Genomic DNA, 14,816 nt, shown 5'->3' with positions numbered 1-14,816 from the left:
AATGCACAAAATTGATATTGAATTGGTCGAAATGACTATGGATGTCATGAAATATGCCATAGATAGACTTTCTGCAACACAAAGTAAAATAGGGAAACCTAAAAGTGAAGCCAGACTAAAGGAGTTGGTAGGTGAAACTATTACTGATAAAGGTATTGGGGGCGAGTATGCTTTTAATTTATGGAAGAAATATTTAATGAAGGCCACGGTGCCAGTAGATCACCCAAGAAATTTGGCTTTTGTACCTGCATCACCAACAAGAGCCTCCATTATGTTCGATTTAGTAACATCTGCTTCTAGTATTCATGGAGCCTATTGGATGGAAGGTGCTGGCGGTATTTTCTGTGAAAATGAAGCCATGAAGTGGATTGTTTCATTAACAGGTTTACCAGAAGGAGCATTTGGTGTGTTTACAAGTGGTGGTACGGCAGCCAACCTTTCTGCTATGGTAACTGCTCGAGAACATTGGAGAAAAAATGATGATTTTAAAGGAGAAAAAGGGCTTATTATTACTTCTATTGGTGCCCATTCTTCAATTAAAGCTATGGCAAAGGTTATAGATGTGGATGTGTTGCTGGTGGATTCTGAAGACAGGTTGTTTGGAAAAGAATTACAGGATACTATTAATGGTCTAACCGAGCACCAGCGTAAACGCTTATTTTCTGTGGTAGCAACAGGAGGAACAACAAATGCAGGTATTATTGATGATTTAGATGGCATAGCCAATATTTGTAAAATAGAAAACTTATGGTTTCATGTAGATGCTGCTTATGGTGGAGGTGCCTTGGCTGCAGATTCTGTTAGGCATTTGTTTAACGGTATTGAAAAAGCTGATAGCATTACTATAGACCCTCATAAATGGATGTTCTCTCCTTATGATTGTGGAGCAGTTATTTATAAAAACCCCGAGTTAGCTAAACAAGCGCATTCACAGGAAGGATCGTATCTCGATATTTTTAAGGATGAAGGGGCTCATGGTTTTAACCCAACCGATTATCAAATACAATTAACACGTCGGGTAAGAGGTTTGCCTTTATGGTTTTCGTTAGCGACTCACGGAACAGATCAATATAAAAAAGCTGTAGAGCGAGGTATTGAACTCGCTCAAATGGCAGGGAAGATGATCACCGAGAATCCTTATGTGGAACTTGTTCGAGAACCAAGTTTGTCTTGTGTATTGTATAGAAGAATAGGATGGAAGCCAGAAGATTACACCAATTGGACTTATGAAAACCATAGAAAAGGTTTCGCATTAGTAACTCCAACCAAATGGAAAACAGGAGATACTTATGAGACCGTTTCAAGATTCTGTTTTATTAACCCTGATACTACCGGGAAGGACATTGAGATGATTTTAGATACTATGAAATAAAAATTTTAAAAAATCGATAGTCATATATTCGTCATTCTAAAATCAATTATTACTTTTGCGCATGCAACATGACAAGGTACTAATTTTAGACTTCGGATCGCAATACACACAACTTATTGCCCGTCGAGTTAGGGAACTCAACATTTACTCCGAAATACATCCATTTAATAAGATTCCAACAAATATAGAAAGCTATAAAGCCGTTATACTTTCTGGTAGCCCATTTTCTGTAAGAGGCAAGGAAGCGTTACATCCGGATTTATCTCAAATACGTGGTAAAAAGCCGCTTTTAGGGGTATGCTATGGAGCACAGTATTTGGCGCATTTCTCAGGTGGTGAAGTCGCACCTTCCAATACCAGAGAATATGGTCGAGCCAATTTATCATTCATAAAAACGGACGACCCTTTCTTCGAAAATGTTAGTGAAGGGAGTCAAGTTTGGATGAGTCATAGTGATACTATTAAAGAATTACCAACTGGTAGTGTTTTAATAGCAAGTACACATGATGTAAAAAATGCGGCATATAAAATTGAAGGAGAGCAAACGTACGCCATTCAATTTCACCCTGAAGTATATCATTCAACAGATGGGAAACAAATATTAGAAAACTTTTTAGTGAGTATAGCTGGACTTCATCAAGATTGGACACCAGACTCTTTTGTAGAAGAAACCGTTGAAGCCATTCAAGAAAAGGTAGGAAATGATAAAGTCGTACTGGGACTTTCTGGAGGCGTAGACTCCACAGTCGCAGCAGTCTTACTTAACAAAGCGATTGGTAAAAACCTGTACTGCATATTTGTAAACAACGGGTTACTTCGTAAAAACGAATTCCAAAATGTTTTAAATCAATATGAAGGGATGGGACTCAATGTAAAAGGTGTTGACGCTTCACAACGTTTTCTAGATGCTTTGGCTGGCATAGAAGATCCTGAGAAAAAACGTAAAGCCATAGGAAATGCATTTATTGAAGTCTTTGATGATGAAGCACATAAGCTAGAAGATGTAAAATGGTTAGCACAGGGGACTATTTATCCAGATGTTATTGAAAGTGTTTCTGCAACAGGAGGCCCTTCTGCAACTATAAAAAGTCATCATAATGTAGGAGGTTTACCGGATTTTATGAAACTCGAAATAGTAGAACCTCTAAGAGCCATTTTTAAGGATGAAGTTAGGCGTGTAGGAGCTACTTTGGGAATTGATCCAGAACTTTTAGGACGTCACCCATTTCCCGGACCAGGATTAGGGATTCGTATTTTAGGAGATATAACTGCAGAAAAAGTACGTATTCTACAAGAAGTTGATGCCATTTTTATAAATGGTTTAAAAGAATGGAATCTATATGACAATGTTTGGCAAGCAGGAGCCATGCTACTTCCGGTTAATAGTGTTGGTGTTATGGGAGATGAGCGTACCTATGAAAAATGTGTAGCGCTTAGAGCAGTAGAAAGTACGGATGGTATGACAGCCGATTGGGTGAATTTACCATATGAATTTCTACAAAAAACATCAAACGATATAATAAATAAAGTAAAAGGCGTTAATAGGGTAGTTTATGATATTAGTTCAAAGCCACCAGCTACTATTGAGTGGGAGTAATGTTATTTTGGTTTATTTATATCATTATAAATTATGATATAAATAAACCAAAATAACATTATTAAGTTGGACGTTATAATATTTATAAACTATATTTATTTTTTGAAATCATCTTAGTTATTATAAACAACCGTATATAAATAAGTGAACTCAAAAATATTGTCAGGTTGCACGCCGTATTTTTTTTGGCATACTATATGTATCATTAAAAAAAGAAAGGATCGTTTACCCTGAATAAAATCGCGGGAATGCCCCTTAAACGCCATTTAAAAACAGATTACATGAATAAATTCTTTTTCGTTTTATGTTTAGTACTATTATTTAGTTTTGGTACTGCTCAAGCTCAAAATTATAGCACTCATAAGGTTAAACAAGGAGAAACCATTGAAAGTATTGCAAAAAAATACTTAGTAACCCCTTCAGATATTTACAGTTTAAACCCGGATGCCCAAAAGGAGTTAAGAATTAATTCGGTTTTAATTATCCCAAAATCTAAAGTTTCACCCCCTAAAATAACTATAACTAAAGAATTAGAGGGCTTTAAAAAACATAGAACCAAAAAAAGGCAAACACTTTATAGCTTATCGCAACAGTATAATGTGACTGTTGAAGAAATTAAAAAGCATAATAAATTTTTATATGCTGAACCTTTACGAAAAGGAGATAAACTTCAAATCCCAATATTTAAAGTTACAGAGGTTGAGGAAGTTAATGAACTTACTAAAACTTACACAGTACTTCCTAAAGAAGGCAAATGGCGTATTGCTTATAAATTTGGGATAACAGTTAAAGAGCTTGAAGAACTTAACCCTGAGATGGGTGAGGTATTGCAAGAAGGACAAATCTTAAATGTACCAAATATAGGCGATGAAGAAGAAAAAGAAGTAGACGAACAGTATAGCTATTATAAAGTATTACCAAAAGAAGGGTTTTATAGACTAAAAATTAAATTAGGTTTGGAGCAGACAGAACTAGAAGCTTTAAATCCAATTTTAAAAGAAGGTGGATTAAAAGTAGGAATGATCTTAAAAATACCATATTCTAATTTAGCCAATGGTATTATAGGGTTAGATTCTTACAAGATTAATTTAGTAGATAGTATTACCGATTTTAATACAAAGCATATAGCTATTATGCTGCCTTTTAAACTAAATCGGGTAGATTTCGATTCTGCATCAGATACCAAGAAAAGTATTCAAAAAGATCCATATTTAAATGCCTCACTAGATTTTCATTCAGGTGTTTTAATGGCGTTGGATTCTCTTAAAGCTTTAGGGGTTTCTCTTAAAGTAGATGTGTACGATACTAAACATGAAATAGGTGAAGTAAAGCATATTATTGATAAAAATGACTTTGAAAATGTTGATGCTGTTATAGGTCCATTAACTCCTGATAATTTTGAAGAAGTTGCTTCGGAATTAAGGAAGTATAATACACCGGTTATATCACCAATAGGAATCAACTTAAAGTTATATGATAATGTATTTCAGTCAAGACCATCTAATGATCTATTAAAAAAGAAGATTGTAAATTTTGTAAGAGCTGATACTTTAACCAGTAATATTATAATTATCTCGGACACTAAAAATAAACCGGTTTCTGATGATCTTAAGCGGGAGTTTAATTATGCCAAACAAATTCTTTCTAGGAAGGATAAAAAAGGTGAAGACAAGTACTTTGTGAGTAAGGATGATATTCAGGATGAGTTAAAACCAGGAAAAAATATCGTGTTTTTAGAAACTCAGGATTCTGGATTTGTTTCCAATGTAACAAGTATTTTGGCATCATTAATTCAAGAAGAGAATAAACAAGAAAGAAAAGAAGCTATAGAGATTGTATTGGTTACTACCAATATCAATTCCGCTTTTGAAGATGATGCGGTGGATAACATCCATTTATCAGATTTACAATTTCATTTTGCAACGATGTCAAGAGCGTATAATGAAAATGATAATAATGCCTTTGTTAAAAAGTATAAACAAATGTATAATACAACACCTAATAATAGAGCTGTTAAAGGTTTCGATTTAACCATGGATGTTGTATTGCGTTTAGTATCTTCAGAAGATCTGTATATGTCAGTTAATGAGGCATCGCTTACCGAATATGTAGAAAATAAATTTGCATACAAAAAGAAACTTTTTGGTGGCTATTATAACAATACGGTGTATTTGGTAATGTATGATGATTTAACCATTGTTGAGGTAAAATAATAAGCTTATAGGTTATACGTTTTGTATATGCCATTGCGAAGGAAGTGCGACTGCGACAATCTGTTGAATGACTAACAGAAATAGATGTTTTATAAAAATTCCTAGCAACAAATTTAATTTTAATAAACCTTGTGATTAGACTATTCTTTATTATATGCTGTTTTCTTTGTATTCAACAAGACGAGTCAGCCATGTCCTGGAACGAGTCTTATAAATTATCCTGGTCAGATTTTAAAGACGCACCCAATAAACATGTGAGTGCCGTAGCCGTAACGGCATCGGGTATTACGTTTGGTTTTTCGGTAAGCACAACAGATGACCAAGTGGTAGGTTTTACTTCCGAAGTGCATGCGCATTTTTATCCGGAAAAATCATGGTATAAAAAAGAACAAGCAGATAGTCATGTTTTAGATCATGAACAGTTACATTTTGATATTACGGAGTTGCATGCACGTAAATTTAGACAACGAATAGATCAGGTAAAAATATCTAATAGTGTTAGAGACCAATTAAAAAGTATTCATAATACCATTAATAAAGAGCTTTCACAACTGCAAAATAGATATGATTCTGAAACCAATTATTCCAGAAATGTTGATGCTCAAACAAAATGGAAAATATATATAACTAACGAATTAAAAAAACTCGCGAAATATAAATCGGTAGATTAAATACATGCTTCCAGACAAACAATTTCTTATAGATTTGGCACATACCAAAATGCCTTTTGGTAAATATAAAGACCGTTACTTAATTGATTTGCCGGAATATTACATAGTATGGTATCATAACAAAGGGTTTCCAAAAGGAAAGCTAGGGGATATGCTTACACAAGTTTATGATTTAAAAATGAATGGGTTGGAGGATTTGATTCGGAACATTCAGAGACAGTACCCTAAATAGTGTGAATAATGTTTGAGCAACTTTGAGTGCCATGCCAAGGCGTGGTGTATTGAGGAACATTAAGGTTAGAATTATAAATATGACAATTAAAAATTAATCTGTCAATAGGGAGCAATAAAACCCTTGAGTTTTTATTTGACTAATAATATCGTTTTTACTTAAGTTATTTCTAGCTTCAATCTTCAATACATTATCTGTATGTTCAACGTCTATAGACCATTTTATAATATAAGGATGGCTATCAAGGAATGATTTAATTGTTTTTACCTTGTTTTTTGTTTCAATATCTGTTTTGAATATGAATAGTTTTGTACGCGACTTATAATTATAATAAAAAAAGCTAAGCATTTAAGTTGTTTCTTTGTTTATACTTGATTCTTAATTTGTTTGAAAGCTTTTTTGAATAGCCTTCAATTAGATAGACGAATCTTTTTAAATGTATTGCATTTTTTTAAGTATATTCTATTTCTATAAGGAAGATGATTAATACCAATTTGAATGTGAAATGCATTATGAGTGTCTTTTGGTAAATGTAAGGACTGGTACCTAATTGATTTACCAGAATATTATGTGTATGGTACCATAACAATGGGTTTTCAAAAGGAAAGCTTGGAGATATGTTTACATAGGTCTATGATTTAAAAATAAATGGCTGGCGGATTTGATTAGAAATATTTAAAGACAGTATTTGAAGTAAGCTCAGTTTATCCATTCTTTAATCTTAAATTGTATTTCGCCAAATGTGTTTTTCGAAGGCATATGTTTTGAGTTTTCTAAAAGATATACTTCTTTGAGGTTGTTGAATAGAGATTTGCTTTTTTTTGCAATCTTTTTACTAGGAAAGTAAATATCATTTGATGCTGACATTATATAAACAGGCTTGTTAAAATGCTTAATATGCTTTCTTTTTAGTAAAGCTGGTATTCTAGTATCAAGTTTTACCCCCTCCATTATTAGTTTGAGCATTTTAAACATGAATTTATCACCTTCTGGAACGAAAGCATTTAAAAAAGCTTTAAGATGGCGCTCTTTTTTTGTGATCTTAAAACGTATCAATGGAATTGTGAGTTTAGTCATTGATTCCCATATATTACCATTTACAATACCGCTGGGAACAACAAAAACACATTTTTTAACTCTTTGAGGCCTATATGTAATGAGTTTTTGAACAATAAATGCACCATATGAAATACCTATAATGTTCCCTTTATTAATATTTAATTTTTCAAGAACTTCATCAGACCAAATAGCAAAAGAATCATCTTTTATGTTCATTTTCGTTTCAGCACTTTTTGTTGCTTGCCCGATGGTATCAATAGCATAAAAACAATAAATGTTTCTTAATTCTTTAACAGCTTCTAATGTTACTGGCGCTCCGGCATTATATCCATGAAATAATACAACCTTTTTGCCTTTCGGATTCCCGGTCTTAATTATTCTTGTTCTGCCAAATTGAGTGTCAATATCGATTTCAGTATATTCGATATCCAAACCCTCTAGTTTTTCTTCGTATAGTTTCATTAAAGCTTTTTTGACTTGTTTATTCTTGTATATTGCAGACATCACTTAGTTTATTTAATTTCTAAAATTAGTCCATTTGGACTATTTTTGCAAATAATATGAAAACAAAAGAGAAAATAAAGAATAAAGCCAGAGAGTTATTTAATAAAAAAGGGTTTAAAAATGTCACTTTAAGAGAGGTCGCAAAGAGTCTTGAAAAGAGTTACGGGAATATAACCTATCATTTTAAAACAAAAAATGAGCTTATTTTTGAATTATATGAAGATATGGTTGCAGAAACGAGTGAAATCATGTTATCGTTTAATTTTCAAAATTTATTTCACGGGATTTTGGCTGCTCCTCAAAAAACATTTGAGATTTCAATGAAATACTTATTCTTCTATGTAGATTATGTAGAGGTTAGAAGGAGTTATAAAGATATTTATTTGAAAGCAGAAAAAGATAATGCCTTTAGGAAAGAGAATTATATGAGACTATTGAAACAGCTACAAGCCCAAAAGCTATTAAGGGAAGAGTTATCTACAGATGACTTAAATTATTTAATGGATTTAAGTGGGGCTATGAGAACTTTCTTTTTTCTTAACCTTCATCCAGAAAGCTTTGATAACATAGAATTAAAGAATAAATACGTAAAATATATAAATAACTTAGTTTTCCCATATCTTACTAAAAAAGGAATAGAGGAATATAACCTTTACTTAAATTAAATTTATATTTAATTAGTTAAATCATTTATGTCTTTATTTTTTTATAATTTTTTTGGTAACTATATTACCGTTATAATTTATTTTCAAAAAATAAACTCCTTTTTTTAACTCAGTAATGTCAATTTTGCCATTATTCAATTCTTGGTTTTCGAAAATTAGCCTACTATTTATATCGTAAATACTAATGTTTTTAATTTTATTGGATGTATTTAAATAAAGAAAACCTGAAGATGGATTTGGATGAATAGAAGTTGATAAATTATATGCTTGCGCCTTATTACTTAGGCTATTTTGGTCATATTTCCATACTTGATTTTCTTTTGAATAATATAATTCCTGATTATAAATAATACCATAACTTGTGAAATTAGGTATATTCATATATAAAGAACTTAAGGCTTCAGGATCATTTATTGTGTTTGAAGATGAATTGTATATTCTCCCTTTTTTTCGAGTTCCACTTGTATTAGTAGTGAGGATGTAATCGGTACCATTAATTTTATCAATGGAGCAAGCATTGAATGGATCGAAGAAAGTAGTGGGCTGTGCAAGGTTTTTATCTAATTCTACTAAATCTGATACTTCATGGTTATTTGTATTTAATGATTTTAGAGATGTTCCTTTGGTATTGTTTACAGTCGTGAACAATAAATCATCATTTTTTTTGGATAAGTATGAGGGGTAAAAATACTGATCGCTAATATCGGTATAAATTTCATTAGTTCCACTGCTCGTTCCATCCGATTCATATATTGATAATTTTAATAAATCCATAGAATAAAACAAAAAGTACAATTTATTGTTTACCTCTATGACATCACTAAAATCTACTAAGTTTGTTGTTGCATTCCATAAATTAGCAATGACCTTTGTGTTTTCAAGTGTTCCGTCGGTTTCATGTAAAAAATATCTGCTAACAAAATATAATTTATTATTATATTCAATGTATTGGCTTAATGTACCGTTTGAAGAACCATTTCCATCTAAATCATCAGTGATTGGGTAAGTGCCATTTGTAGTACCATCACTTCTCCATACCTTGTTTTTATAGCCCGATTCATCAATTACTGCATAGAATATAAAAGTATTATTTATCTTTCCTTGAAATGATGGTGGACTTAAAGCTTTAATGCCTCCTTTTACCATGGTTGTCCCAAGTGCAGTTCCATCTGTTTTCCATATTTCTAAGGAGGTTTCATCGGTCAATACTATAAAATAAATTTGATTCCCTACAGTAGTAAGGCCATAAGTTCTTCCGGTATAACTTATTACTTTAGTCGTTCCTTGTTCCGTTCCATCAGTTTTCCATATTTCACCACCTATGTAAGGGTGGACACTTTTTGCCACAAAATATAATTCGTTATTAAGAGTTGCGGATAGAAGAGTGAGGTTTATTGCATCGCTTTCACCTGGATTTATGTCTTTAAGAATTTTTGTATTTATATTAGTTCCATCACTTTGCCATATTTCACTACCAAAACCATCCGTTCTACCTATAAAATATATTTTATCATTATATTCAACAAAACCATAAGGTGAGCCCGAGCTTACACTGTTATATGTGAAATTAGAGATTTGTATTTGAGCATTAATACCAATAGATATAAATAAGCTCATGATTAGGGGGAGGTTTTTCATTTTTTTGTAAAAAAGTATTTAAATTGAACTAGACATGAAGTCGTTTTAATCTCTAAAATGTTAAGCAAAAATATGTTTTCTTTCTTACAAACTTAATATTTCAATAATAAAATTGAGGTTTTTTCATACCCTCATATTGTTTAAAACTCTCATTAAATAACCCAAAACTAATTCTGAAATAACTATTTTAATTTTGTAAATTTGCCTGCGTTTATAAGCGCAACATGACAACTACAACAAAATACATATTTGTAACCGGAGGAGTTACATCGTCTTTAGGAAAAGGCATCATAGCAGCATCGCTAGCTAAATTATTACAAGCTCAAGGTTATCGAGTTACTATCCAAAAATTAGATCCATATATAAACGTAGATCCAGGAACATTAAACCCATATGAACATGGGGAATGTTATGTGACTGAAGATGGCGCTGAAACTGATTTAGATTTAGGACATTACGAACGTTTTTTAAACGTACCAACAAGTCAAGCTAATAATGTCACTACGGGACGCATTTATCAAAGCGTTATTCAAAAAGAACGTCGTGGTGAATTTTTAGGGAAAACAGTACAAGTCGTTCCTCATATTACTGATGAAATAAAACACCGTGTACAACTTTTAGGAAAGTCGGGTGATTTCGATATTGTTATTACTGAAATAGGAGGAACAGTTGGTGATATAGAATCGTTACCATATATAGAAGCCGTACGTCAATTACGTTGGGATTTAGGAGAAAATAATGGTATTGTTATTCATTTAACTTTAGTTCCTTATTTATCTGCAGCCGGTGAATTAAAAACGAAACCAACACAACATAGTGTTAAAACACTCATGGAAAGTGGAGTACAGGCAGATATACTGGTTTGTAGAACAGAACATGATTTACCAAAAGACTTACGTCGTAAACTGGCCCTATTTTGTAATGTTAAAGAGGAAGCAGTCATTCAATCTATAGATGCTTCTACGATTTACGATGTTCCAAATTTAATGTTAGAAGAAGGCTTGGATAAGGTTGTTTTAAAACGATTAAATTTAAAAAGCTCTACACCAGATATAACAAGATGGAATAGTTTTGTACACCGTCATAAAAACCCAAAAACAGAAGTTACTATTGGGTTAATTGGAAAATATGTAGAATTACAAGATTCATATAAATCTATCTTAGAAGCCTTTATTCATGCAGGCGCAGAGAACGAGGTTAAAGTAAAGGTAGAATCAATTCATTCAGAATACTTAAATAGTGACAATATTAAACTAAAACTGGGACATTTAGATGGTGTTTTAGTGGCTCCGGGTTTTGGAGAACGCGGTATAGAAGGAAAAATTGAAGCGGTAAAATTTGTTAGAGAAAATAATATACCATTTTTAGGAATTTGTTTAGGGATGCAAATGGCAGTTATTGAATTTGCACGAAATGTTTTAGGCTTTGCTGATGCAAATTCAACAGAAATGGACGCAGCGTCTAAAAATCCTGTGATTGATTTGATGGAAGAACAAAAAACCATCACAGATAAAGGCGGTACGATGCGTTTAGGCGCATGGTCTTGCGAATTGAAAAAAGGAAGTATTGTTCATGAAACTTATAAGAATGATACGATAAAAGAGCGTCACAGACACCGCTACGAATTTAACAGTATCTACAAGGAGCAGATGGAAGCAGCTGGCATGTTTGCTACAGGCTTAAACCCAGATACTGGTTTAGTTGAAATTATTGAAATTGCTGAACATCCTTGGTTTGTAGGAGTACAGTACCACCCAGAATATAAAAGTACAGTTGCCAATCCACATCCATTGTTTGTGGCTTTTGTAAAAGCAGCCTTAAACCATAAAAAAGATAAAAAAGGTGTCAGTATGGCACAAAGTTAAAATTTGGATAACTTATTGATTAGCTATTAATTCCTGTGTAGGCAGGAATCTTTTTAATATATACGGAAAGAATAAATGGAAGAAAAAAAATTAGATATTAATTCGATTATAGGGTTTTTACTTATTTTCGGAATATTAATGTACATGCTTTGGCAAAATCAACCGACTCCCGAGGAGTTAGAGGCCCAAGAAAAAGCAAAACAAGAACAGGTTGAGGCTGAGAAAAAAGCCGAAGAGCAAAATCAAACCAAAATTACTACAACAGAAGATTATACAACAGAGGGAGTTTCAGATTCTCTTCAATTAATCCATCTTAAAAATAAACTAGGAGCTTTTGCATATTCAGAAACCTTGGCTTCTGGGGAAAAAGAAACGCTTGTTGAAACAGATCTATTTGCTTTAAAGTTTAATAATAGAGGAGGTTATTTATCTGAGGTGAAATTAAAGGAGTTTGTAGATTTTAATGATGAACCCATTTATATTGTAAAAGATAATAATGCTTCTTTTAATATTAATTTTGGAACTACTGAAAGTAGAATTGTTAATACGAAGGATAGATATTTTACACCTACTGTAACTAAAAATGGAGACAATACGATTGTTTCGATGAAACTTAAGGTGTCTGAAAGTCAATTTTTAGAATATCGCTACGAGTTGAAAAAAGACGATTATATGATCGATTTTACCATTCGTTCACAAGGATTCGGTGATGTTATAAACAGCTCACAAGCAGTTAATTTAGATTGGAATTTAAAAACTTATCGTCATGCAAAAAGTATTTCTTATGAAAATAGATACACAGAAGTGGTTTTTGAATATGAAGATGGTAAAGATGATTATTTAGGTCAACAAGAACAAACAGAGGATACTGCTGCAGATGTTAGTTATGTTGCGTTTAAACAACACTTTTTTACATCTATATTATTAGCAGACGCACCATTTAAAACGGCAGCTTTTGAATCTAAAAATTTAGTTCAGGATGAAGAAGTAGATACCGTTTATACTAAAGCTTTTGTAGCTAAGCTACCTTTAGAATTAGCTGGAGGAGAGATTAATAAAACAATGGATTGGTACTATGGACCAAGTGATTTTAAAATATTAAATGCATACGATAGAAATTTAGATGAAGTTGTACCGCTTGGATGGGGTATTTTCGGATGGATTAATAAGTATCTTTTTATTCCGTTATTTGGTTTCTTAGGAGGGTTTTTATCTTACGGGATTGCTATTATTGTTATGACGATATTAATCAAATTAGTAATGTCTTTTGTGCAGTATAAGCAATTTTTATCGCAGGCAAAGATGAAAATTCTAAAACCGGAATTGGACGCTATTCGAGCGAAGCATAAGGATAACAAAATGAAAGCACAGCAAGAAACTATGGCGCTGCAAACCAAAGCAGGGGCAAGCCCTATGGCGGGCTGTTTACCAGCCTTAGTACAGTTACCTGTATTCTATGCTTTGTTTCAATTTTTCCCGTCTGCATTTGATTTAAGACAGAAAAGTTTCTTGTGGGTAAAAGATTTATCATCATATGATACCGTGGCAAATCTTCCATTTAATATTCCATTCTATGGAGACCACGTAAGTTTGTTTCCAATATTAGCATCCATTGCTATTTTCTTTTACATGCGTTTAACGACAGGACAGCAAGTAGCATCGCAACCACAGCAAGAAGGTATGCCAGATATGGGGAAAATGATGAAGTATATGATGTACTTCTCACCAATAATGATGTTGTTTTTCTTTAATAATTATGCATCCGGATTAAGTTTATATTACTTTATTTCTAACTTAATTAGTATTGGAATCATCTTAGTTATTAAAAACTACATTCTTGATGAAGATAAAATTCATGCACAAATGCAAGAAAATAAAAAGAAGCCTAAGAAGCAAAGTAAATTTCAGGCACGTATGCAGGATATGATGGAGCAAGCTGAAAAACAAAAACAAGCACAAAAGAAGCGTAAATAATACAATATTAGATTCCTTCCCTTATTTTATCAAAAGGCGGAAGCGTAAAAAAGAGCTGTCAAAGAAATATTGATAGCTCTTTTGTTATATACAATTTGGCATTACTTTTGTCGTTTCTATATTGTTATTCCTGCGTAGGCTGGAATTTACTATTAATCTACATTAAAAATGATACCTTTTGAAATGAAAAAAATAATAATAACTCTATTTGTTTTATTAGTTTATAGTTTAAGCTTCTCTCAAAACGTTAATCAATTTGATGAAAATGGCAAGCGTCATGGCATTTGGAAAAAGACATTTAAAAATACAAATGTTCTTAGGTATGAAGGTGAATTTTTGCATGGTAAAGAAGTAGGGGTTTTTAAGTTTTATAAGAATATTAGAAAGAAAGCTGTTTTAACGGCTACAAGGACTTTCAACGAAAATGATAATAAAACCTATGTTAAATTTTTCACATCCAGAGGAAAAGTCATTAGCGAAGGCCCTATGGATGGCAAGCTTTATATCGGAGCATGGAAATATTATCAAAAAACTTCCGATGAACTATTGACTTTAGAGCATTATGATAATAAAGGGAATTTGCATGGTGAACGTTTTGTTTATTATCCTAACGGACAAATAGCAGAAGAACAAAATTATAATAATGGAAAACTGAATGGCGTTTCAACTTGGTATGCTGCTAATAATGTTGTTTTAAAAGCTTTTATTTATGTTAATGGAGAACTGCACGGGGATTCAAAATATTATAACTCCAAAGGGGAGTTGATAACGGAAGGACGCTATAAACAAGGAAAGAAACACGGTATTTGGAAATACTATGAAAATGGAAAATTAATAAACGAGAAAGATTTTTCGCCAAAAGGAAAGTACAAGAAGAAATAATAAAGTGTTTTGAACTTTTTATAATTGACTATAAAAAGTTCAAAACACTTCAATAAATTAAAAAAAGCTCCTTAATAAAAAGGAGCTTTCTTTTTCATAGACAATTTTAATCCAAAATTTGCATGTCTACAATCAACAAACCAA

General features: G+C 32.3%; 12 protein-coding genes. 9 read left to right on the top strand and 3 right to left on the bottom strand.

Going from position 1 to position 14,816, the window contains the following annotated elements; translation table 11 throughout:
• The first annotated feature begins 1 nt into the window (after position 1).
• From Q4Q47_RS19590 to Q4Q47_RS19570, 5 genes are all read left to right on the top strand, one after another.
• Positions 2–1,372: a pyridoxal phosphate-dependent decarboxylase family protein gene (locus Q4Q47_RS19590; RefSeq protein ID WP_303308336.1), complete on the top strand. Its 1,371-nt coding sequence runs from the start codon at positions 2–4 to the stop codon at positions 1,370–1,372.
• Between the two features lie 61 nt (positions 1,373–1,433).
• Positions 1,434–2,969 carry a glutamine-hydrolyzing GMP synthase gene (gene guaA, locus Q4Q47_RS19585; RefSeq protein WP_303308335.1) on the top strand — a complete coding sequence of 512 codons (1,536 nt, stop codon included), beginning with the start codon at positions 1,434–1,436 and terminating at the stop codon, positions 2,967–2,969.
• Between the two features lie 281 nt (positions 2,970–3,250).
• Complete coding sequence (locus Q4Q47_RS19580) at positions 3,251–5,182, top strand: PBP1 and LysM peptidoglycan-binding domain-containing protein (RefSeq protein ID WP_303308334.1); 1,932 nt, start codon at positions 3,251–3,253, stop codon at positions 5,180–5,182.
• A 191-nt stretch (positions 5,183–5,373) separates the two neighbouring features.
• Positions 5,374–5,853, top strand: coding sequence for a DUF922 domain-containing protein (locus Q4Q47_RS19575; RefSeq protein ID WP_303308333.1), 480 nt, complete (start codon positions 5,374–5,376; stop codon positions 5,851–5,853).
• A gap of 4 nt (positions 5,854–5,857) precedes the next feature.
• Positions 5,858–6,085 (top strand): DUF3820 family protein, encoded by a 228-nt coding sequence (locus tag Q4Q47_RS19570; protein ID WP_303308332.1) that lies wholly within the window; start codon positions 5,858–5,860, stop codon positions 6,083–6,085.
• A gap of 93 nt (positions 6,086–6,178) precedes the next feature.
• Here Q4Q47_RS19570 and Q4Q47_RS19565 read toward each other — a convergent pair whose 3' ends face one another.
• Both Q4Q47_RS19565 and Q4Q47_RS19555 read right to left on the bottom strand, forming a co-directional pair.
• Positions 6,179–6,433, bottom strand: coding sequence for a hypothetical protein (locus Q4Q47_RS19565; protein WP_303308331.1), 255 nt, complete (start codon positions 6,431–6,433; stop codon positions 6,179–6,181).
• Between the two features lie 351 nt (positions 6,434–6,784).
• Positions 6,785–7,606, bottom strand: coding sequence for an alpha/beta fold hydrolase (locus Q4Q47_RS19555; protein WP_303308330.1), 822 nt, complete (start codon positions 7,604–7,606; stop codon positions 6,785–6,787).
• 98 nt (positions 7,607–7,704) lie between these two features.
• Between Q4Q47_RS19555 and Q4Q47_RS19550 the strand changes: the two genes are divergently transcribed.
• Positions 7,705–8,313, top strand: a complete 609-nt coding sequence (locus tag Q4Q47_RS19550; protein WP_303308329.1) for a TetR/AcrR family transcriptional regulator — start codon at positions 7,705–7,707, stop codon at positions 8,311–8,313.
• A gap of 33 nt (positions 8,314–8,346) precedes the next feature.
• Here the strand turns inward: Q4Q47_RS19550 and Q4Q47_RS19545 are convergent, their stop codons facing one another.
• The gene (locus tag Q4Q47_RS19545; RefSeq protein WP_303308328.1) at positions 8,347–9,951 is read right to left on the bottom strand and encodes a T9SS type A sorting domain-containing protein; all 1,605 of its coding nucleotides are present in this window, start codon (positions 9,949–9,951) and stop codon (positions 8,347–8,349) included.
• A 224-nt stretch (positions 9,952–10,175) separates the two neighbouring features.
• On the opposite strand from Q4Q47_RS19545, the gene Q4Q47_RS19540 reads away from it, so the two are divergent.
• The 3 genes from Q4Q47_RS19540 to Q4Q47_RS19530 all read left to right on the top strand — a co-directional run bounded on the left by Q4Q47_RS19540 (position 10,176) and on the right by Q4Q47_RS19530 (position 14,672).
• Positions 10,176–11,816: a CTP synthase gene (locus tag Q4Q47_RS19540; protein ID WP_303308327.1), complete on the top strand. Its 1,641-nt coding sequence runs from the start codon at positions 10,176–10,178 to the stop codon at positions 11,814–11,816.
• A 75-nt stretch (positions 11,817–11,891) separates the two neighbouring features.
• A complete protein-coding gene (yidC, locus tag Q4Q47_RS19535) occupies positions 11,892–13,790 on the top strand; it encodes a membrane protein insertase YidC (protein WP_303308326.1) in 1,899 nt (632 codons plus the stop codon).
• Between the two features lie 183 nt (positions 13,791–13,973).
• Complete coding sequence (locus Q4Q47_RS19530; protein WP_303308325.1) at positions 13,974–14,672, top strand: toxin-antitoxin system YwqK family antitoxin; 699 nt, start codon at positions 13,974–13,976, stop codon at positions 14,670–14,672.
• Positions 14,673–14,816 lie beyond the last annotated feature (144 nt).

Source organism: Flavivirga spongiicola (assembly GCF_030540825.1).
Lineage (GTDB): Bacteria > Bacteroidota > Bacteroidia > Flavobacteriales > Flavobacteriaceae > Flavivirga > Flavivirga spongiicola.
This window is presented reverse-complemented; position numbering and strand designations above follow the sequence as displayed.

Bases quoted from the DNA above. Each gene is read 5' to 3' on its own strand.
- guaA (WP_303308335.1), top strand. From the start codon at position 1,434: ATGCAACATGACAAGGTACTAATTTTAGACTTCGGATCGCAATACACA.
- Q4Q47_RS19530 (WP_303308325.1), top strand. From the start codon at position 13,974: ATGAAAAAAATAATAATAACTCTATTTGTTTTATTAGTTTATAGTTTA.
- Q4Q47_RS19540 (WP_303308327.1), top strand. From the start codon at position 10,176: ATGACAACTACAACAAAATACATATTTGTAACCGGAGGAGTTACATCG.
- Q4Q47_RS19590 (WP_303308336.1), top strand. From the start codon at position 2: ATGCACAAAATTGATATTGAATTGGTCGAAATGACTATGGATGTCATG.
- Q4Q47_RS19565 (WP_303308331.1), bottom strand. From the start codon at position 6,433: ATGCTTAGCTTTTTTTATTATAATTATAAGTCGCGTACAAAACTATTC.
- yidC (WP_303308326.1), top strand. From the start codon at position 11,892: ATGGAAGAAAAAAAATTAGATATTAATTCGATTATAGGGTTTTTACTT.
- Q4Q47_RS19555 (WP_303308330.1), bottom strand. From the start codon at position 7,606: ATGAAACTATACGAAGAAAAACTAGAGGGTTTGGATATCGAATATACT.
- Q4Q47_RS19575 (WP_303308333.1), top strand. From the start codon at position 5,374: ATGTCCTGGAACGAGTCTTATAAATTATCCTGGTCAGATTTTAAAGAC.
- Q4Q47_RS19580 (WP_303308334.1), top strand. From the start codon at position 3,251: ATGAATAAATTCTTTTTCGTTTTATGTTTAGTACTATTATTTAGTTTT.
- Q4Q47_RS19570 (WP_303308332.1), top strand. From the start codon at position 5,858: ATGCTTCCAGACAAACAATTTCTTATAGATTTGGCACATACCAAAATG.
- Q4Q47_RS19545 (WP_303308328.1), bottom strand. From the start codon at position 9,951: ATGAAAAACCTCCCCCTAATCATGAGCTTATTTATATCTATTGGTATT.
- Q4Q47_RS19550 (WP_303308329.1), top strand. From the start codon at position 7,705: ATGAAAACAAAAGAGAAAATAAAGAATAAAGCCAGAGAGTTATTTAAT.